Raw genomic sequence first — 20,043 nt, 5'->3', positions numbered from 1 at the left:
GCGACTAGCGAGTTTTCGCCTCCACGAACGGAGGCTTGACAACCTCGCATTCGACGGCCCGGCCGCGTACGTCGACCGTCACGTGGGCACCGTCGGCGATGTCGTGGGCCGTGTCGATAAGCGCCAGCGCGATACCGACTTTCAGTGTGGGCGAGAAGGTTCCCGACGTGGTGACGCCGATCTGGGTGTCGCCGTCGAGCACCGCCAGATCGGCCCGCAAGACACCGCGGCCCACGGCCTTCAGGCCGCGCAGCACGCGGGAGGGCCCGGCCTCCTTCTCGGCCAGCAACGCGTCGCGGCCCCAGAACGCGTCCTTGCGCCAGCCGATCGCCCAGCCGCAGCGCGCCTGCAGCGGTGAGATGTCGAGCGACAGCTCGTGGCCGTGCAGCGGGTAGCCCATCTCGGTGCGCAGCGTGTCACGCGCGCCGAGGCCGGCCGGCTCTCCCCGGCGCCGCGGACCGCCGCCACCAGCGCGTCGAACACCACGCCGGCCCGGTCCCACGCCGGGAGCAGTTCGTAGCCGTGCTCGCCGGTGTAGCCGGTGCGGCACACCCGCACGAACACACCATCGAACTCGGCGTCCGCGTACCCCATGTAATCCATGTCGGTGGGCAGTCCGAGGCTCGCGAGCACCTCGGCCGACCTCGGCCCCTGGACCGCCAGCACGGCGTAGGACCGGTGTTCGTCGGTGATGGTCAGCCCGTCCGGAGCATGCTTCTGCAGTTCGGCCACCACGGCGGCGGTGTTGGCCGCGTTGGGCACGAGGAAGATCTCGTCGTCGGACACGTAATAGGCGATGAGGTCGTCGATCACCCCACCGGACTCCGTGCAGCACAACGTGTACTGCGCCTTGCCCGGCCCGATCCGGTTGAGGTCGTTGGTGAGCGCGGAGTTGACGTAGGCCGCCGCACCCGGCCCCCGCACCAACGCCTTGCCGAGGTGGCTGACGTCGAACAGCCCGACGGTGTCACGGGTGGCCGTGTGTTCGGCGACGGTGCCCGCATACGACACCGGCATCAACCACCCGCCGAACTCGGCGAAGCCGGCGCCCAGCTCGCGGTGGCGGTCTTCCAGCGGTCCGTGCAGCAGGTCGTCACTCACGAGCCCACCCTAGCTAGGGTGGATGCTCGTGAGCCCAGCGAATCCCGGATATCAGGCCCCCAGCGTCACCGTCAGCTCGTCGCTGCCCAAGCGCAAGAGCGACGCGGTGCTGATCGTTCCCGTGGTCAACGGGCAGGACGAGGACGCAGGTGCGACCGTCGTCGCCAACCCGTTCCTCGACGCCGAGGCGGTCGGTGAGATCGAGGTCGCACTGAAGGCGCTCGGTGCGAAAGGCGGCACCGACCAGATCACCCGAGTGGTCGCGCCATCGCTGCCGGTGGCCAGCGTGCTGGCCGTCGGCCTGGGCAAGCCGCGTGACGAGTGGCCGGCCGAGCTGGTGCGGCGCGCGGCAGGCACGGCCGCACGATCGTTGAACGGCACCGAGTCGGTGATCACGACGTTGTCCGACATCGATCTGGAAGCCGCCGTCGAGGGGCTGATCCTCGGCGCGTACCGGTTCAGTGACTTCCGCAGCGAGAAGACCGCGCCCAAGGATGCCGGGCTGACCAAGATCACCGCGCTGGCGGCCGATGCCAAGTCGGCGACGAAAGCCCAGGCGCAGCGCGCCGTTGACATCGCGACCGCCGTCGCGACGGCGCGGGATTTCGTGAACACCCCGCCCAGCCATCTGTTCCCGGCCGAATTCGCCAAGCGGGCAAAGGCTTTGGGTGAGGCGGCGGGCCTCGAGGTCGAGGTGCTCGACGACAAGGCACTCGCGAAGGCCGGCTACGGCGGCATCGTGGGTGTCGGTCAGGGCTCGTCGCGCCCGCCACGGCTCGTGCGCCTGATCCACCGCGGCGGCGGCAGGAAATCGAAGACCGTCGCGCTGGTCGGCAAGGGCATCACGTTCGACACCGGCGGCATCTCGATCAAGCCGGCCGCCAACATGCACCACATGACCTCCGACATGGGCGGTGCGGCGGCGGTCGTCGCGACCGTGGTGCTGGCGGCCAAGCAGAAGCTGCCGATCGACGTGATCGCGACCGTACCGATGGCCGAGAACATGCCGTCGGCGACCGCGCAGCGGCCGGGCGACGTGCTGACGCAGTACGGCGGCATCACCGTCGAGGTGCTCAACACCGACGCCGAGGGCCGGTTGATCCTGGCGGACGCGATCGTGCGGGCCTGCGAGGACAACCCGGATTACCTGATCGAGGCGTCGACGTTGACCGGCGCGCAGACGGTCGCGCTCGGCGCGCGCACGCCCGGCGTCATGGGCAGCGACGAGTTCCGTGACCGCGTCGCGGAACTGTCACAAGCGGTAGGTGAGAACGGCTGGGCCATGCCGCTGCCCGAGGAACTCAAGGACGACCTCAAGTCCACGGTCGCCGACCTGGCCAACGTGAGCGGTTCGCGCTACGCCGGAATGCTGGTGGCGGGCACCTACCTTCGCGAGTTCGTCGCCGACGGTGTCGAGTGGGCACACATCGACATCGCCGCGCCTGCCTACAACACCGGCGGGCCGTGGGGCTACACGCCCAAGGGCGGCACCGGGGTGCCGACCCGCACGATGTTCGCGGTGCTCGAAGACATCGCAGACAACGGCTAACGGACCCCTACAGCACCTGGGACCGGGCGGCGCGCCGCATCACCGACGGCATGAGCCGTGAAATGCCGTAGGCCGCATAGGCTTCCGGCGTGACGGGGCGCACCGCCTGGTTCTTGGCGACTGCCGAGACGATCGCCTTGGCCACCTTCTCGGGTCCGTAGCGCCGCGCCTGGAAGCTCTTCTTGATCTGGGCGCGGCGTGCTTCGACCTCTGCCTGCTTGTGCGCGGGTACGTCGAAGTGCGTGGTGTCGACGATGTTGGTGTCGATCACGCCGGGGCAGATCGTGGTCAATCCGATTCCCGCCGAAGCCAATTCGGCACGAAGGCAGTCGGAGAACATGAACACCGCGGCCTTGCTGGTGGCGTAGGCGTTCATCGACCCGGCCGGTGAGTACGCGGCCATCGACGCGACGTTGACGACGTGCCCGCCGGTGCCGCGTTCGACGAGGCGCCGGGCGAATGACCGGCAGCAGTTGACGACGCCGCCCAGGTTGACGTCGAGCACCCGGTCGAACTGGTCGGCCGGGGTGTCGAGGAAGTTGCCGCCGTGGCCGATCCCCGCGTTGTTGACCACGACATCGGGCACGCCGTGGGCCGCGCACACCTCGTCGACGAATCGCTCCACCGCGTCGGCGTCGGCGACGTCGAGCGCGTAGGCGTGCGCGACGCCGCCGCGCTCGGCGATCTCGGCGGCCGTCGCCTTGGCCCCGGCTTCGTCGATGTCGCTGACGACGACCTCGGCGCCCTGGGCCGCGAAGGCCAGTGCGGTGGCGCGGCCGATACCGCTGGCGGCGCCGGTCACCGACACGAGCGTGTCACCGAACGGTTCACGCGGCCGGCCGACCTCGGCGCGGCGCAGTCCGCGCGCCGCGGGCGCACCCTCGATGTGCTCGACGAGTTCGGTCACCGCCTGCGCGATCGCGCGCCAGTGCGAGAACGGGGCCCAGTGACCGGCTTTGAGGTCGCGCCGCCACAGCCGGGCCACCCACTTCGACTCGTCGTCGAATCCGTGGCCGCGCACGACCGGGTCGTGTTCGTTGCAGATCAGCTGCACCGGTACCGACACGTAGAAGTCCCGCCGGACGCGCCGGAACGATCGAATCGCATTGGCGGGGTAGATCTTCAGCGAGTTGGCGGCATCGGCGTCGAGGTCGTCGGACTGGAACTTGGGCCCCGGCGTGTCCATGGCCTGCAGCCGTCGCGCCGCACCGCGCCGCATCAGGGCGGGCGCGACCACCGGCACCGAGAACGGGATCCAGTAGCTGAACCGCGACGCCAGGTTCACGGCCCGCGCGAAGCGAATCGGCCGGTACGGCCGGGCCAGCCGGTCCCGCACGAACAGCCCGTAGTGATCTGTGCTCGGACCCGACACCGACGTGAACGACGCGACGCGCTCGGCGGAACCCGGCCGGCTGAGGTACTCCCACGTCCCGACCGAGCCCCAGTCGTGGGCCAGTACGTGCACCGGCCGGCCGTTCACGCTCACCTCGTCGATGACGGCCGACAGATCGTCGGCGAAGCGCTCCATCGTGTAGGCGGAGATGCGCTTGGGCACCTCGGACGCCCCGGCACCGCGGTTGTCGTAGCGCACGATGCGGTACCGGTCGCCGATCTCGGCGACCACGCCGTCCCACAGCACGTGCGAATCGGGCCAGCCGTGCGCCATCACCAGCGTGGGGCGCTCGGGGTCCCCCTGCTCGTAGACCGCTATGCGGGTGCCGTCCTGACTGTCGACGAAGCGCTGCATGCTGCCCCCTACGCGAGTTGCCTGTTACGAACAGTACCCAATACCGTAGGTATCAGGTGCACTGACTCTAGCGCTCGTCGAGTTCCTGACGGGCAGCGCGTTCGCGTTCGATTCGGCGGCGCGCGTCGTAGTCGCGCATGCGCTGTGGATAGCCCACCTTCTGGACGTCGTAGACCGGAATCTGCAGCCGCTCACTCAGCCGGCGTGCTCCCGCGTCGCCACCGGCGCGGCGCCGAGTCCACTCCCCGTCGGCGGCGACGAGCACGACGGTGACATCGGTGACGGTGGTTTTGGGTTCCACATAGGCCTCTACGCCTACGTGCTCGTCAACCCACTGTTGTAGGTAGCGAAGGTCGGCCGCCGGATCGCTACCGGCTCCGCGCGCCGAGCCGCGCCGGCGAAACCTGTCGAACAGCCCCAACGGAATGTTCTCCTCACTGTGGACCCCTGATTCGATAGTGCCAGAGGCCACTGGAGACACGAGCAACCCTGAGTGAGTGCGAAAGGTCGAGCAGTGAAAGGATGGTCCGGACAATCCACCTAGGTGCCGTACCCAGTGCACCTTGCTGTGGTAAGCCAGAGTTCGAGTCGTCACGAGTGACCGTCCGAGGGAGTCAATACACATGGCCATCTCCGTCCAGATGCCCGCACTAGGTGAGAGTGTCACTGAGGGGACCGTCACCCGCTGGCTTAAACAGGAGGGCGACACGGTCGAACTCGACGAGCCATTGCTCGAGGTCTCCACCGACAAGGTCGATACCGAGATCCCGTCGCCGGCCGCGGGTGTGCTGACGAAGATCGTCGCGCAGGAAGACGACACCGTCGAGATCGGCGGCGAGCTCGCGGTGATCGGCGAGGCGGGCGAAGCCCCCGCGTCCTCAGAGGCGCCCGAGCCGGAGCCCGAGCCCGAGCCGGCTGCGACCGAGCCGTCGGCGGCGCCCGCCGAGTCCGCACAACCGGAGCCTGCGCCGCAGGAAGAGGCCCCCGCACCCGCGTCGGGTTCGTCGGGTGGTTCGGCAACCCCGGTCCTGATGCCCGAACTGGGCGAGTCGGTCACCGAGGGCACCGTGACCCGCTGGCTGAAGAACGTCGGCGACAGCGTGGGCGTCGACGAGCCGCTCGTCGAGGTCTCCACCGACAAGGTCGACACCGAGATCCCGTCCCCCGTCGCGGGCACCCTGCTGTCGATCACCGCTCAAGAGGACGACACCGTCGAGGTCGGCGGCGAGCTGGCCAAGATCGGTGAGGCCGGGGCTGCGCCGGCACCCGAGCCCAAGCCGGAGCCGAAGCCCGAACCCAAGCCGGAGCCGAAGCCCGAACCCAAGCCGGAGCCGAAGGCCGAGCCGAAGCCGCAACCCAAGCCCGAACCGAAACCGGAACCCAAGCCCGAACCCAAGCCGGCTCCCGCCGCCGAACCGGCCGCACCGGCCGCCTCGACCGACGGCGCCCCCTACGTCACCCCGCTGGTGCGAAAGCTGGCTTCCGAGAACGGCATCGACCTCGCCACGGTGAAGGGCACCGGGGTCGGTGGCCGAATCCGCAAGCAGGACGTCCTGGCCGCCGCGGAGGCCAAGAAGGCGCCCCCGGCCCCCGCCGCCGCTGCTCCCGCCGCGCCTGCTGCCGCCCCCGCGGCGTCGGCCGCGCCGACGCCCGCGCTGGCGCATCTGCGTGGCACCACGCAGAAGGCGAACCGGATCCGGCAGATCACCGCCAAGAAGACACGCGAATCCCTGCAGGCCACCGCGCAGTTGACGCAGACCCACGAAGTCGACATGACCAAGATCGTGGCGCTGCGCGCTCGCGCGAAGGCCGATTTCGCCGAGCGCGAGGGCGTCAACCTGACGTACCTGCCGTTCATCGCGCGCGCCGTGATCGACGCGCTCAAGATCCACCCGAACGTCAACGCCAGCTACAACGAGGACACCAAGGAGATCACCTACTACGACGCCGAGCATCTCGGCTTCGCGGTCGACACCGAGCAGGGTCTGCTGTCCCCGGTGATCCACAACGCGGGCGACCTGTCGCTGGGCGGGCTCGCGCGGGCCATCTCCGACATCGCGGCGCGCGCCCGGTCGGGCAACCTCAAGCCCGATGAGCTGGCCGGCGGGACGTTCACGATCACGAACATCGGCAGCCAGGGCGCACTGTTCGACACGCCGATCCTGGTGCCGCCGCAGGCGGCGATGCTGGGCACCGGCGCGATCGTCAAGCGGCCGCGGGTGATCGTCGACGAGTTCGGCAACGAGTCCATCGGCGTGCGGTCGGTGTGCTACCTGCCGCTCACCTACGACCACCGGCTGATCGACGGCGCCGACGCCGGACGGTTCGTGACGACCATCAAGCGACGGTTGGAAGACGGCGCGTTCGAGGCGGACCTGGGGCTGTAAAGCCTTGGCCGTCGTCGCGATAGCGGGATCCTCGGGTCTGATCGGCTCGGCGCTGGCTTCGGCGCTGCGCGCAAGCGACCACCGGGTGTTGCGCATCGTGCGCCGGGCACCGTCGAACGGCGATGAGCTGTTCTGGAACCCGGACACGGGCGAGTTCGACGCGGGTGCGCTGCACGGCGTCGACGTCGTGGTGAACCTCTGCGGCGTCAACGTCGGCGAGAAACGGTGGTCGGGCGCGTTCAAGCAGAGCTTGCGGGACAGCCGTATCGGGCCGACCGAGGTGCTGGCCGGTGCGGTGGCCGACGCCGGGGTGCCCGTTCTGGTCAACGCGAGCGCGGTCGGCTTCTACGGCGACACGCGCGATCACATCACCGACGAGACGGCTCCGGCGGGCCAGGGCTTCCTGGCGCGGTTGTGTCAGGACTGGGAGGCGGCCACCGCCCCGGCCACGGCCGCCGGAAGCCGGGTGGTGTTGTTGCGCACGGGCTTGGTGCTCGCGCAGGCGGGCGGCATGCTGAGCAGGCTCAAACCGCTGTTCTCGTTCGGGCTAGGCGCCCGGCTCGGCAACGGCCGCCAGTACCTGCCGTGGATCAGCCTCGAGGACGAGATCCGGGCGGTCCTGTTCACGATGTGGACCGACGCCGTGTCGGGTCCGGTGAACCTGACCGGCCCGGCGCCGGTGACCAACGCCGAGTTCACCGCCGCACTCGGCCGCGCGCTCAACCGGCCCACGCCGATGATCGTGCCGGGCTTCGCGCTTCGCGCGGTGCTGGGCGAGTTCGCGGACGAAGGCCTGCTCGCGGGACAGCGCGCGATCCCCGCGGTGCTCGAACGCTCGGGTTTCGTGTTCCACCACAACACCGTGCGCGAGGCGCTGGCCCACGCGACCGCACCGAAGGATCTGTGACCGGGTCCGTGCGAAGCCGGGGAGTAACGTCGACATGGTGACATCCATTCGCTCGGCGCAGGCGGCCGTCGACGTTCGGCGCCTCGGCACAGTCGATTACGAGGCCGCCTGGCAGATGCAACGCGAGATCGCCGACGCCAGGATCGCCGGCGGCCCCGACACCCTGCTGCTCCTGCAGCACCCCGCCGTCTACACCGCGGGCAAGCGCACCGAACCGCACGAGCGGCCGCTCGACGGCACTCCGGTCGTCGACACCGACCGCGGCGGCAAGATCACCTGGCACGGCCCGGGGCAGCTCGTGGGCTATCCGATCATCGGGCTCGTCGAACCGCTCGACGTGGTGAATTTCGTTCGGCGCCTTGAAGAGTCGTTGATCGCGGTATGCGCCGACCTCGGCCTGCAGGCCGGCCGGGTCGAGGGCCGGTCTGGCGTGTGGGTGCCCGGTGATGAGCTGCGTCCCGCGCGCAAGGTCGCCGCGATCGGCATCCGGGTGTCGCGCGCGACGACGCTGCACGGCTTCGCACTCAACTGCGATTGCGATCTGGGCGCGTACTCGGCGATCGTGCCGTGCGGCATCACCGACGCAGGCGTGACGTCGCTGACCGCCGAACTGGGCCGTCGCGTCACGGTCGACGACGTCGTCGACCGCGTTGCCGACAAGGTGTGTGACGCGCTCGACGGCCGCTTGGAAGTTGCTCTGAACGTAGGATGAATTCGTGACTGTGGTCCCAGAAGGTCGGAAGCTGCTACGCCTCGAGGTGCGCAACGCGCAGACTCCCATCGAACGCAAACCGCCGTGGATCAAGACCCGCGCGAAGATGGGGCCCGAATACACCGAACTCAAGGGTCTGGTGCGGCGCGAGGGTCTGCACACGGTGTGCGAGGAAGCCGGCTGCCCCAACATCTTCGAATGCTGGGAAGACCGGGAGGCCACGTTCCTGATCGGCGGCGAGCAGTGCACGCGCCGCTGCGACTTCTGCCAGATCGACACCGGTAAGCCCGCCGAGCTGGACCGCGACGAACCGCGCCGGGTCGCCGAGAGCGTGCAGGCCATGGGGCTGCGCTACTCGACCGTGACCGGGGTGGCCCGCGACGATCTGCCGGACGGCGGGGCCTGGCTCTACGCCGAGACCGTGCGCCAGATCAAGCAGCTCAACCCGAACACCGGCGTCGAGCTTCTGATCCCGGACTTCACCGGTAACGCCGCGCAGCTGGAAGAGGTCTTCGAGTCCCGCCCGGAAGTGTTGGCGCACAACCTCGAAACCGTGCCGCGCATCTTCAAGCGCATCCGCCCGGGGTTCCGCTATGACCGCAGCCTCGCGGTGTTGACCGCCGCCCGCAACTTCGGGCTCGTCACCAAGTCGAACCTGATCCTCGGCATGGGCGAGACCATCGACGAGGTACACACCGCGCTGCGCGATCTGCACGACGCGGGCTGCGACATCGTCACCATCACGCAGTACCTGCGCCCGTCACCGCGGCACCACCCGGTCGAGCGCTGGGTGCATCCCGACGAGTTCGTCGCGCTGTCGGCCTACGCCGAGGCCCTCGGTTTCGCGGGTGTGCTGGCCGGTCCGCTCGTCCGCTCCTCCTACCGGGCGGGCAAGCTCTACGCGCAGGCCGCGCGGGTTCGATTCGCTGATCAGCCCCCCGTATCCTGAAGTAATGGCGAAATCCCGCACTGCCGCGGAAACCAAAGCGGCAAAGGCCGAGGCGAAGGCTGCCCGTAAGGCCGCCTCCAAGCAGCGCCGCAGTCAGCTGTGGCAGGCGTTCCAGATGCAGCGCAAAGAGGACAAGCGGCTGCTGCCGTACATGATCGGCGCGTTCGTGCTGATCGTCGCGATCGCCGTGGTCGCCGGGGTGCTCATCGGCGGGTTCACGATGTACACGCTCATCCCGCTCGGCGTGGTGCTCGGCGCGCTCGTCGCGTTCATCATCTTCGGCCGCCGCGCCCAGAAGTCGGTGTACCGCAAGGCCGAGGGCCAGACCGGTGCGGCCGCGTGGGCGCTCGACAATCTTCGCGGCAAGTGGCGGGTCACGCCGGGCGTGGCGGCCACCGGCCACTTCGACGCCGTGCACCGCGTGATCGGCAGGCCGGGCGTGATCTTCGTGGCCGAGGGCTCGCCGGCACGGGTCAAGCCGCTGCTCGCGCAGGAGAAGAAGCGCACGGCCCGGCTCGTCGGGGACACCCCGATCTACGACATCGTCGTCGGCAACGGCGAAGGCGAGGTTCCGCTGTCCAAGCTGGAACGCCACCTGACCAAACTGCCCGCCAACATCACGGCCAAGCAGATGGACTCACTGGAGTCCCGGCTGGCCGCGCTCGGCACCAAGGTCGGCCCGGCTGCGATGCCCAAGGGCCCCATGCCGGCGCAGGCCAAGATGCGTGGCGTGCAGCGGACCGTGCGCCGACGCTGACCAGCTGACGCCGAACGTGAAGAAGATCGCGAGAATTCTCGAGAATCTCGCGATCTTCTTCACGTTGGAGCATGCCTAGCGCCGCACCACCGCGGTGTAGCTGGCCCGGTCGTGCAGGCCGCGCAGGTCGCTGTCGGACACCAACGGCGGGATGACCAGCGCGATGAGCACGACCCGGATGAACGCCCGGACGATGCCGATGCTCTCGCGGCCGTCGGCGGGCACCACCACCAGGCCCAGCGCCAGCTGACCCGGCGTGAACGAGAACAGCCGCACCGCGACCGTGCCGATCAGCATCCAGATGACCAGCACCGCGGTCGACAGCAGCGCCATCGACACCAGGTCGAGCGCCATCAACAGCCCTGCCAAACCGTAGGCGACCAGCCAGTCGACACACAGCGCGGCAAGGCGCCTGCCCGTCCTGGCCAACGAACCTGGCCCGTTCTCTGGCAGACCGAGCCGTTCGCCTGGATACTTGTCGGGTCCGCCTGACCGGTTCCCGTCACCGGAATCGAAAGGCCCGGGTCCGGACAGCCAAGACCCCAACCGAGAACCGTTATCGCGGGCCATGGTGTCAGGATAGGCGTGGCCGCCGGCGTCACCGTCGGCCGCCATCACAACCAGCGTCTGGCGATTGCGTAACTTCGGCGCAACATCCGGTTGATGACTGCGCAACATCGTGTCCTTAGCGTCAACCCGCGGGTTACCAGTAAAGGAGAACACTCAGTGGCAGAAAAGACGTCCGACGACATCTTCAAGCTGATCAAGGACGAAAACGTCGAGTACGTCGACATTCGCTTCTGCGATCTGCCTGGCGTCGTCCAGCACTTCTCGATCCCGGCGACCGCGTTCGACGAGAGCGTCTTCGAGGACGGGCTCGCGTTCGACGGCTCCTCGGTGCGCGGCTTCCAGTCGATCCACGAATCCGACATGATGCTGCTGCCCGACGCCGACACCGCCCGTATCGACCCGTTCAGGGCCGCCAAGACCCTCAACCTGAACTTCTTCGTGCACGATCCGTTCACCCGTGAGGCGTACTCCCGCGACCCCCGCAACGTGGCTCGCAAGGCGGAGAACTACCTGGCCAGCACGGGCATCGCCGACACCGCCTACTTCGGCGCCGAGGCCGAGTTCTACATCTTCGACTCGGTCAGCTTCGACTCGAAGATCAACGGCACCTTCTACGAGGTCGACTCCGAGTCGGGCTGGTGGAACACCGGCGAGCCCTTCGAGGCCGACGGCAGCGCCAACCGCGGTTACAAGGTCCGCCCGAAGGGTGGCTACTTCCCCGTCGCGCCCTACGACCACTACGTCGACCTGCGCGACCAGATGGCCACCAACCTGATCAACGCGGGCTTCACGCTCGAGCGCGGCCACCACGAGGTCGGCACCGCGGGACAGGCCGAGATCAACTACAAGTTCAACACGCTGCTTCACGCGGCCGACGATGTGCTGCTGTTCAAGTACATCATCAAGAACACCGCATGGCAGGCCGGCAAGACCGTCACGTTCATGCCCAAGCCGCTGTTCGGTGACAACGGTTCGGGCATGCACGCCCACCAGTCGCTGTGGAAGGACGGCCAGCCGCTGTTCCACGACGAGTCGGGCTACGCCGGTCTGTCGGACACCGCACGCCACTACATCGGCGGCATCCTGCACCACGCGCCGTCGCTGCTGGCGTTCACCAACCCGACGGTGAACTCCTACAAGCGCCTGGTGCCGGGCTACGAGGCCCCGATCAACCTGGTGTACAGCCAGCGCAACCGCTCGGCGTGTGTCCGTATCCCGATCACCGGCAACAACCCGAAGGCCAAGCGCCTCGAGTTCCGTTGCCCCGACAGCTCGGGCAACCCGTACCTGGCGTTCGCGGCCATGCTCATGGCCGGGCTCGACGGCATCAAGAAGAAGATCGAGCCGCTGACCCCGGTCGACAAGGACCTCTACGAACTGCCGCCGGACGAGGCCGCCAGCATCCCGCAGGCGCCCACCTCGCTCGCCGCGGTCATCGACAAGCTCGAAGAGGACCACGAGTACCTCACCGAGGGTGGCGTGTTCACCGAGGACCTGATCGAGACGTGGATCTCCTACAAGCGGGAGAACGAGATCATGCCGATCCAGATCCGGCCTCACCCGTACGAGTTCTCGCTCTACTACGACGTGTAGGCCAGCAATACCCGCTGACCTGCATCGACGGTCCCGCTGACGTCAATCCGTCCGCAGTCCGTCCGCAGTAGATTTAGCCGAGTCCATCCGCTCCGCGATCACCAAACCGATTGCCAAGCGGGTGGACTCGTCTGCGTCTGGCCACAGGTGCCCGTAGGTGTCCAATGTGGTCCTGGCCGACGCATGCCGCATACGTGCCTGCACCGTCTTGATATCGGCCCCGGAGGCGATCAGCAGCGACGCGAGGTAGTGCCGGCAGTCGTGGAATGTGAACGTGTCCGGTAGGCCCTCGACGCTCCCCCGCACATCGCGGATAGCCCGGTCGATGATCCACGGCCCGCAGCGCCGCCCCGGCCCGTTCGTCACCATGTACTGGCCGCCGAATTCGGCGACCGACTTGGACAGCAGCAGCGCGAGATCCTGCGGTATGGGGATCGACTGATCAGACCCGTCGGTCTTCAGGGGCTTATCCGGCCACTGTTGCACCGGGTGCACCACTCCCCTGATGAAATCCACGTCGGAAACCCTCAACGCGGCCGCCTCTGCCACACGTAGGCCAACGAACGCGCCCAGGAGTACCGCGACCCGCAGGTGATCGGGCACCGCCTCGTAGATCGCCCATATCTGTTGTGTCGTCGCCACGTACGGCTTCTGCTTGCCCATCGGCGGCGACGTCCGCCGCGAGCACGGATTGCGCCCCAGCACGCCATCGTGCACCGCGTCGCCCATGATCTGTGACAGCCGCGAGTGCAGCGCGTGCACATAGCTCGGCTCGTGCTCGTCCTGCAGTCGGGCAACCCACGCCTTCACGAGCGACGGCCGCACCGCAGACAGTTGCATGCCGCCGAACTCGGCATCGATCTGCTTGATATGCGTACGGGCTTGGCGCACAGTGGAATCGCGGTTCACCTTGTAACCCTCGATCCACGTGTCGCACCACTGGGCTACGGTCATTTGCGCGTCGCGCGGCGCAACGTGTGTCCCGGTGACGAGCGATGACGTCTGGCTATCCAGCCACTGCTGCGCATCGACTTTCCGAGCGAACCCCTTCGCGTGCTCGGCTCCACGATCGTCGACATACCTTGCACGCCAGCGCTTTCCCTTGCCATAGACGGCACTCGGAACCGTCTGAGGATTACCCGCCGCATCACGGATTCTCTTCGTCCAGCGATCCTCTACGCCAGCTCGGCGATTACGCGTCTGGGTCATCAATTGGCCCCTTATCCGAAAATTTGCGGGCAGCCACTTGAAACTGTTCCTCAGCGATCTCCCACATTGCTTTCTCGCCGCGCTTAACTACAAGTTCGTCAAATTCGTCTTCGCTGAGGAGAAGACCGTTAGTCACAGCGTCCACGATTGCCTGCTTCACAGCACGGTCTTCATCGTTGTAGTAAATAGCGAAGTTGTCGCCTTCGATGTGACCAAGGCGTCCACCAGGCTGGAATGCCGGCACCTCGCGGATTCTCTGGGTGTACAGGTCCACGTGATTCGTTAGGCCGCGTTTCTTAATGAGTCGGTCTTCTGTCTCTTCGTCCGTATTGTTCACCCACCTGTCGATATGACGGAGTGCGTCAAGCAATGCCTTGCGGGCACGAATTGTCATATCGACCTCTGAAAACTCGCGCATCACAAAATGTTTTTCGGGTGAGAATGAGATGCTTTCCAAGTCGAACTCCAACACGCTCGCGATGGCGATGGCTTCGGTCAGTTTGACGTCGCGGGTGCCGCGCTCAATTCGCGTGATTGCGGACGGATCCAAGCGGAGATCTACCGCGTGGAGCATCTCGGCAAGCTGCCTCTGACTCCATCCACGTTCCTCGCGCCGCTCTCTCATGAGGTCGCCGAACTGTGTATTGACCGTCCCCGTGTCAGTGGCGCCGCCTTCATCCCGATGCATAAATCACAGCGTAATGCTTGACCAGCACCACCAACAGTGGCAATCTGATGGTGCACTTACAACACCATCCTGCGAAAGGAGCACCAATGACCGGTGACGATCTGCTGACAACGAAGCAGGTGTGCGAGGAGTACCCGGTGTTTCAGCCGGGAACGATGCGCTACTGGCGCCACAACAATGAGGGACCGGAGTCGTTCACACTCGGTCAGCGCGGCCGAGTTGTGTACCGGCGCAGTGAAATTGAGCGCTGGCTGGCCGAGCAGGAGCAAGCCACTAGGCGCGGCGGCACCAATCCGGAGGTTGCCTAATGCGGGACTACCCGCAGGAGCGCCACCCAGATCTCGGTCTCTGGCCCGAACAGGACCGGACCGACGATTTGCGGACAAATAAATCGGCCCCCGAGATCCCGGTGTTGGCGCACCGGGCGGGGACCGATCCGAACCCATCCACCAGCAAGTGACGAAAGGCTCTCCAATGACTGTACCCACACCAGGCTCCTGCCGGCACTGCACGGTGCCCCTCAACGATCCGGCCCGGGCCAGCCAGCCCGAGACAGACGGCGTGTGCACGTTCTGCGCCGACTACACCCCGCCGGAGACGACAGCTCAGCGTCTCGACATCCTCGTGAACAAAGTCGACCTGCTGCGTCACGACCTCAACAAAGAGCTGCAGGGTCTGCCGACGACGGCACCGTTGATGGCGGTCGTCGACCTCGTCACCGCACTCGGTCACCTTCGGGAAGCTGCGGTGCTGCTCGACAAGGCCACCGACCAGCTCGAAGCCGATCCGCCGGAGACTGCGGGGTGCCAAACATGCAGGGACACCCAGAAGGTGCGGGTGTCGACGGGTAAGTGGTCCTACACCGCGCCGTGCCCGGCCTGCATGCCGCGAGAGTTCGACGCCGCGGAGGTCGACGGCGATCACATCATCGTCGGCCCCGAAACCGAGCAGCAGGTGATCCGGTGAATCGGCAGCCGATCAACCCAGATGACCACCGCTGCCGCTTCGCCTGGTGCACCGGCACCATGTGGACCGAAAGTCACATGGACAGCAAGGTCGTAGACACCACAGGCCGTGACTACGACATCCAAGATGGGGTGAAAGTCAGCGTCGTAACCACATTCGACGAGGACGAAGAAGCACGGCCCCGGATCTTGCTGCATATCGGCGATACCGAGGACTGGCGAGATGTGGACTGCTGCCCGACAGCCGCCGAAGCCCGGCGGATTGCCATCAACCTCCTCACAGCTGCTGATGCGATTGAGGTGGCGGCATGACCGAAGCGAAGGTGAACCCGCTCCTCGACCTCGTCCGACTCCAGGTCGAAGAGGAATGCGAGACCGTCCTGCAGACCGTTCCAAGGAGCGACTACACCAACGAAGAGACGGTCGCTCTCGCGGTGCTGCTGCGGCCGATCTACCAGAGGTATCTCGCTGAAACCCGAGCGCCGGGCAGGGTGTTACAGCTCGTCCGGGGGAACGAGTAGTGGTCGACCCAAACCACGCGGTGGCCCGCCCCAACACTGGGGCGGGCACTCCGCCATTCACTGGACAACACGGTTTGACCACCTCGTCCAGGCAAGTCTGTTGGACCACCGTCCTGGAGTTCGTCAATCGACTCGGCGTCGACCCCGTGACCGTGATGCTGGCCGGCACACCCGAATGGAACCAGCTCCCCGACGATCATCCAGACAAACTCGGTGCCGTGCTGGCCGCCGGTTTACATCACGCCCTGCGCCTGGACCTCGCGCAGGAACGCCGCGCCGAGGCATCACACGAAATCTCTGCCGCCGCTGACTGGTCGGCCGTTTCCCAGCGGATCCGCAACGGCCGCGGCACCGCATACATCAGGAGAGCATCTTGACCGACGACGAATTTTGGTCGGCCACCGACCAACTCACGCTGATCCACCAATGGGCACGCGCCAGCTATGTCGCACCGTGGGCGCTCCTGGTCGCCATCGTGAACCGGGTGATCGTGTCTACCGGCCACGGTGTGATGCTCCCCGGACCACCAGCTCCAGCGTCGCTGAACATGGGCGTCGTGCTCGTCGGCCGCAGCGGTGCCGGTAAGGGCGTCGCCGACAAGCTCAGCCGCATCGTGTGGCCCGCCGACATCCACGAAGAAGGACTCGGTTCGGGGCAGGGTATCGCCGAACTCTTCAAAGAACAGAAGAACCCCGAAGACAGGATCACCCGCGCGCTGATCACCGTGTCCGAGATCGACCATTTGACCGCGCTCAACGCCGGGCAGGGCAACAACACTCGGGCCGCAGTCAAGGCCGCACTGACCGGGGATCGGTTGGGCAGCAAGGGCGCATCCGCTGCCACCACCCGAGCGGTCCCCGCAGACTCATATCGACTGTGCCTGTCCATCAGTGCGCAGTTCGGTCACTGCGGCGTTCTCCTGGACGACGTGAGCGGCGGTACGCCGCAACGCATGCTGTGGATGTTGGTCACCGACCCGGATATGCCAGACGAGCCCGGACCGACCCCAGACCGTGTGCTGGACACCGCGTTGCCCTCGTGGGCGCTGTCGGGTGGCCAGACGCTTATCCAGTACGGCCCGCCGGAGATCCGCAAGTACATCAACGCCGGTCTGCTGGCCAACGGACGCGGAATCGGTGAAGCTATCGACGGCCACCGGACGCTGACGCGGCTCAAGGTCGCCGCGGCCCTCGCGATCCTCGACCACAGGATGGTCGTCAGCGAGTTGGACTGGGAGCTCTCCGAGCACATCATGACCATGTCCGACGCCACCCGCAACGCCGTGCTCGAATACGACCGCCAGGCCGCGCGAGCAAAGGTTCGAGACCGGGCGATGAGCCGAGCCGCGGGAGAACAGTTCATCTCCGACCACAAACTCGAACGGGCCAAGAAGGCGATCCTGCGGTGGCTCGAACGGGACGGTCAACTGGCCCGCCACGATCTACGCAGGAAGTTGAAAGCGGACCTCCGCGACCACTTCGACCCGGCCGTAGCCGAGTTAGCTGATGCCGGTCAGATCGTCACCACCAGAGACGGTAACCAAGAGCGGTACGCCCTCGGTGCGGAAGGTACACGTGTACCCGAGGTACACCCCCAAAACCCGCAGGTCAGTGCCCGTGTACCCGAAGTACACGGTGTACCCGACGCCACCGTCACCGATCTCGATATCCACAGGTCGGGCGATTTGCACCAGCCGAAGCTCTCATGCGCGAAGTGGTTCGACAACTACGTCATCCAACTCCGAAGTGCTGGCGAAACCACCTTCACATCGTTTGCTGTGAAGTCGGCAGCCTCCGCCGAAGGCTACAGCGAGAACCTCCTCAACCAAGCGATCGCCGCCCACCCCGACGTCCACATGCTCGAACGCAAAGGCGGCGGCACCACCTGGTCCATCACCGGCGAACCGACCGGATACCAGCCGGTCCTATCATGGTTCAACGACTGGCTCGACGCCCTCCCGGCAAACGAAGTAGAGATCGACAAGGCGGCACTCAAGCAGGACTGCGAGGCCGCCGGCCACAGCTGGGAATCGCTGCGGCGAGAAGTCGTGCAGCGCTGCTCGCGCATCGAATCGGTGAAAAACGGCCGCGGCACCATCTGGCGCATCGCTCAACCCGAGGACGCAGAGGACGCCTCGTGAGCCCCGATCAAGCCGCACGCCGATTCTTCTGGGGATGGCTGATCGGCTCAGCCACTGTGTCCACACTCGGCACAGTCACACACGCAGTCCTAGGCGCCGCGCCCTCACCGGCCATTGCCTCAGCCGTCGCGTTCTTCACCGTCGCAATCCAGCTCGCCGCGACCTACGGCGTGCACGCACTCGCGCAAGCCGGACTAGTCGGCACCGCATACCGCGCCGCGTTGTGCATCGCCGTCACACTCGCAGCACTCGCCTTCGTGGTGAACTTCGTGCAGCTACGCGACCTCGTCATGACCTGGGCCGGTATCCCTCCAGTCATCGCGTGGATCGTCCCGCTCATCGTCGACCTAGGAATGACTGGCAGCATCATCGCGCTCCTAGCCATTACCAACGCTCAACGCGCTGCGCAGCATCCCTCTGCGCACGATGACGAGCAGCCCAGCGCGGCCGTGCGCGTCGAAGTGCACAACACAGTGCATACCGAGGCGCACGACAATCCGCACCTGGCCATCGCGCAGCGCCTCGTCGCGAAAGGCGTCGTGCGCATCGCCCCTGAGCGAGTCGCCGAGGTGCTCGCAGCCCACGCCGACGGCACCGCACCAAGCAGAATCCAGCGCTCCCTCGGCGTCGGCTACAGCACCGTGCAACGCATCCTCAAACACCAGGAGGCCGCGTGATAGACGAGACAAGCGAGTGAGGCTCTGCGAGGCCGAAGTTCAGGCCGCGTACTTCGGGTTGTCTGGCTTCGTCCGCCACCAAATCCTTGCTCGCCGCGCTGTTCCTCCCGAAGTTGCGCGGCTCGTGGCGAGACTCGACACCATCGTCAGAATGTCGCCCACGCGACAGGAAAGTAGTTGTGAGACAGAGGAACTGACAGGATCATCAGTGTGGATAGGAGCCAGCGCAGCAGCCTCGATCCTCGGACGAACCGGCCCGACGGGACTTCGATGGGTGCAACGCCACGCCACCAAGATGGGCGGCCGAATGGTCGGGAACCGTTGGCTATTCCCAGAATCCGCCGTAGTCGACTTCGCCGCAGAAAGGCAACTCCATGCAACTGACACCTGACGAGGAACAGAAACTCGCCGACATGTCCGACGACGACTGGCGAGCACTCATCGCCCGCGTACGCCCACCCAACACACGTGCGGGTGCCGCTGGAAGAGCAGAAGCACAACGCCGGTTCGGAACGACCACACGAAAGAACGAACAATGACAAACACACTGCAGTCCATCCACTTCGGCATCGGACAAAGCCAGCCCGAGGTGTTCCTGACCCGCGAGGAAAACCCGTACTACGCGCGCGCCGTCCGAACAGACAACTACGAGCACGCGAAAGCACTGCGGCAGAAAGCCATCGATAAGCGACTCGCACACGCCGCCACACGCCCTGCGGGCGTGCCCATGCCCGACCGTGCAGACGCCGACCTGGATGCTTGGCTTGAAGATGTCGCCGCCAAGTCCGTAGAACGCTTCCAGTGGGAAGCGCAGGACAGTGCCCTGGTGAAGCTCATAGCCGAGTGCAACAGCAATATTCAGGGCGCAAGCCTCGATCGGGACAACATCGCCCGCGCACTCAACAACGACCTACGCCAGCTCATGGCTCAGGTCGATGCCGTAGTCGATGAACTCGGCGGTGCTCGCACGCCCACCGCGGCCATCGACGCCGGCACCGGCAACGCGTGGAGGAAACTGAGCGCCCTGCGCCGCGAATACGACCTCATCCGAGCCGCACAGGACATCGTCGGCAGCGGAGTCGCCGAATACACCTCGGCCCGCAGCAACTACCTCTACGACGACCCGCACGCATCGGACACCCGCATCCGAAACCTCGATGCATTCTTCGAGGACTGGCGCGACAAAAAGAGCAACGTCACCCACGTGTACGGCTCCGACAAACGGCCGCAGCCGTGGCCCGCCGACCCGGTCGAGCAACTGGTGTGGTTCGCCACCAACGATGTGGAGCTGTGGATTCCGACAGTGCGCCAACTCGAATCACTATGGGCGGACCGGCGCCGACGCCGAGACCCCGGCATCACGGTAATCCCGCAACGACCCGACCGGACCTCCCCACCGCAAGGGATGTGAAAGCCATGGGGCGCGGTGTTAAACCCTCGGAACAACGTCTGCAGCGGGGGCAAGGGCACACCATGACGGCCACGGAACGGATTCCCGAGTGTGCACCTGCGCCGCGTCCCAACACCCTCGAATCAGGCAAGAAACCCACTTACCTCTTAGGCAAGGAGAT

20 protein-coding genes and 1 pseudogene are annotated in these 20,043 nt (G+C 66.4%); 15 read left to right on the top strand and 6 right to left on the bottom strand.

Translation table 11 applies throughout. From position 1 onward, the window contains the following. Positions 1–4 precede the first annotated feature (4 nt). A pseudogene (gcvT, locus tag ACOI2T_RS13850) lies at positions 5–1,101 on the bottom strand (glycine cleavage system aminomethyltransferase GcvT). A gap of 22 nt (positions 1,102–1,123) precedes the next feature. Here gcvT and ACOI2T_RS13845 point away from each other — a divergent pair. Further along, positions 1,124–2,650: a leucyl aminopeptidase gene (locus ACOI2T_RS13845; protein ID WP_409501628.1), complete on the top strand. Its 1,527-nt coding sequence runs from the start codon at positions 1,124–1,126 to the stop codon at positions 2,648–2,650. A gap of 7 nt (positions 2,651–2,657) precedes the next feature. On the opposite strand, the gene ACOI2T_RS13840 is transcribed toward ACOI2T_RS13845, so the two are convergent. Together ACOI2T_RS13840 and ACOI2T_RS13835 are read right to left on the bottom strand one after the other, a co-directional pair. Continuing rightward, positions 2,658–4,397, bottom strand: coding sequence for an SDR family oxidoreductase (locus ACOI2T_RS13840; protein ID WP_409501627.1), 1,740 nt, complete (start codon positions 4,395–4,397; stop codon positions 2,658–2,660). Between the two features lie 67 nt (positions 4,398–4,464). Then, the gene (locus ACOI2T_RS13835; protein WP_409501907.1) at positions 4,465–4,818 is read right to left on the bottom strand and encodes an oxidoreductase; all 354 of its coding nucleotides are present in this window, start codon (positions 4,816–4,818) and stop codon (positions 4,465–4,467) included. A gap of 202 nt (positions 4,819–5,020) precedes the next feature. Here ACOI2T_RS13835 and sucB point away from each other — a divergent pair, with 202 nt between their 5' ends. From sucB to ACOI2T_RS13810, 5 genes are read left to right on the top strand one after another with little or no spacing between them, the layout of a single operon-like run. Continuing rightward, the gene (gene sucB / locus ACOI2T_RS13830) at positions 5,021–6,784 is read left to right on the top strand and encodes a 2-oxoglutarate dehydrogenase, E2 component, dihydrolipoamide succinyltransferase (protein WP_409501626.1); all 1,764 of its coding nucleotides are present in this window, start codon (positions 5,021–5,023) and stop codon (positions 6,782–6,784) included. A gap of 4 nt (positions 6,785–6,788) precedes the next feature. Next, a complete protein-coding gene (locus ACOI2T_RS13825) occupies positions 6,789–7,691 on the top strand; it encodes a TIGR01777 family oxidoreductase (RefSeq protein WP_067855345.1) in 903 nt (300 codons plus the stop codon). A 34-nt stretch (positions 7,692–7,725) separates the two neighbouring features. After that, positions 7,726–8,403, top strand: coding sequence for a lipoyl(octanoyl) transferase LipB (gene lipB / locus ACOI2T_RS13820; protein WP_409501625.1), 678 nt, complete (start codon positions 7,726–7,728; stop codon positions 8,401–8,403). Between the two features lie 4 nt (positions 8,404–8,407). Beyond that, entirely contained in the window at positions 8,408–9,352 is a 945-nt protein-coding gene (gene lipA, locus ACOI2T_RS13815) for a lipoyl synthase (protein ID WP_409501624.1), read from the top strand. Positions 9,353–9,356: 4 nt separating this feature from the next. After that, entirely contained in the window at positions 9,357–10,109 is a 753-nt protein-coding gene (locus tag ACOI2T_RS13810; protein ID WP_067855336.1) for a DUF4191 domain-containing protein, read from the top strand. A gap of 75 nt (positions 10,110–10,184) precedes the next feature. Here ACOI2T_RS13810 and ACOI2T_RS13805 read toward each other — a convergent pair whose 3' ends face one another. Then, positions 10,185–10,679: an RDD family protein gene (locus tag ACOI2T_RS13805; protein WP_409501906.1), complete on the bottom strand. Its 495-nt coding sequence runs from the start codon at positions 10,677–10,679 to the stop codon at positions 10,185–10,187. Positions 10,680–10,835: 156 nt separating this feature from the next. On the opposite strand from ACOI2T_RS13805, the gene glnA reads away from it, so the two are divergent. Continuing rightward, positions 10,836–12,272: a type I glutamate--ammonia ligase gene (glnA, locus tag ACOI2T_RS13800; protein ID WP_067855332.1), complete on the top strand. Its 1,437-nt coding sequence runs from the start codon at positions 10,836–10,838 to the stop codon at positions 12,270–12,272. 42 nt (positions 12,273–12,314) lie between these two features. On the opposite strand, the gene ACOI2T_RS13795 is transcribed toward glnA, so the two are convergent. Next, positions 12,315–13,226 carry a tyrosine-type recombinase/integrase gene (locus ACOI2T_RS13795; RefSeq protein WP_421876791.1) on the bottom strand — a complete coding sequence of 304 codons (912 nt, stop codon included), beginning with the start codon at positions 13,224–13,226 and terminating at the stop codon, positions 12,315–12,317. Positions 13,227–13,464: 238 nt separating this feature from the next. Continuing rightward, positions 13,465–14,169 (bottom strand): helix-turn-helix domain-containing protein, encoded by a 705-nt coding sequence (locus tag ACOI2T_RS13790; RefSeq protein ID WP_421876788.1) that lies wholly within the window; start codon positions 14,167–14,169, stop codon positions 13,465–13,467. Between the two features lie 86 nt (positions 14,170–14,255). On the opposite strand from ACOI2T_RS13790, the gene ACOI2T_RS13785 reads away from it, so the two are divergent. The 8 genes from ACOI2T_RS13785 to ACOI2T_RS13750 all read left to right on the top strand — a co-directional run bounded on the left by ACOI2T_RS13785 (position 14,256) and on the right by ACOI2T_RS13750 (position 19,883). Further along, positions 14,256–14,477 (top strand): helix-turn-helix transcriptional regulator, encoded by a 222-nt coding sequence (locus ACOI2T_RS13785; protein ID WP_421876785.1) that lies wholly within the window; start codon positions 14,256–14,258, stop codon positions 14,475–14,477. A gap of 166 nt (positions 14,478–14,643) precedes the next feature. Continuing rightward, positions 14,644–15,135: a hypothetical protein gene (locus tag ACOI2T_RS13780; protein WP_421876783.1), complete on the top strand. Its 492-nt coding sequence runs from the start codon at positions 14,644–14,646 to the stop codon at positions 15,133–15,135. Next, positions 15,132–15,446, top strand: a complete 315-nt coding sequence (locus ACOI2T_RS13775; RefSeq protein WP_421876781.1) for a hypothetical protein — start codon at positions 15,132–15,134, stop codon at positions 15,444–15,446. The genes ACOI2T_RS13780 and ACOI2T_RS13775 overlap by 4 nt, the downstream gene beginning before the upstream one ends. Then, positions 15,443–15,655 (top strand): hypothetical protein, encoded by a 213-nt coding sequence (locus ACOI2T_RS13770; protein WP_421876778.1) that lies wholly within the window; start codon positions 15,443–15,445, stop codon positions 15,653–15,655. The genes ACOI2T_RS13775 and ACOI2T_RS13770 overlap by 4 nt, the downstream gene beginning before the upstream one ends. A 146-nt stretch (positions 15,656–15,801) precedes the next feature. Next, the gene (locus tag ACOI2T_RS13765; protein WP_421876775.1) at positions 15,802–16,032 is read left to right on the top strand and encodes a DUF2742 domain-containing protein; all 231 of its coding nucleotides are present in this window, start codon (positions 15,802–15,804) and stop codon (positions 16,030–16,032) included. Then, a complete protein-coding gene (locus ACOI2T_RS13760; RefSeq protein ID WP_421876773.1) occupies positions 16,029–17,795 on the top strand; it encodes a hypothetical protein in 1,767 nt (588 codons plus the stop codon). The genes ACOI2T_RS13765 and ACOI2T_RS13760 overlap by 4 nt, the downstream gene beginning before the upstream one ends. After that, the gene (locus ACOI2T_RS13755) at positions 17,792–18,472 is read left to right on the top strand and encodes a DUF2637 domain-containing protein (RefSeq protein WP_421876771.1); all 681 of its coding nucleotides are present in this window, start codon (positions 17,792–17,794) and stop codon (positions 18,470–18,472) included. The genes ACOI2T_RS13760 and ACOI2T_RS13755 overlap by 4 nt, the downstream gene beginning before the upstream one ends. Positions 18,473–19,007: 535 nt before the next feature. Next, positions 19,008–19,883, top strand: a complete 876-nt coding sequence (locus ACOI2T_RS13750) for a hypothetical protein (RefSeq protein WP_421876769.1) — start codon at positions 19,008–19,010, stop codon at positions 19,881–19,883. Positions 19,884–20,043 lie beyond the last annotated feature (160 nt).

The organism is Mycolicibacterium wolinskyi str. Jessa 2025, from assembly GCF_049241375.1.
Taxonomy (GTDB): Bacteria; Actinomycetota; Actinomycetes; order Mycobacteriales; family Mycobacteriaceae; genus Mycobacterium; species Mycobacterium wolinskyi.
The sequence above is the reverse complement of the archived record's forward strand: the minus strand, read 5'-3'. Positions and strand labels throughout refer to the sequence as shown.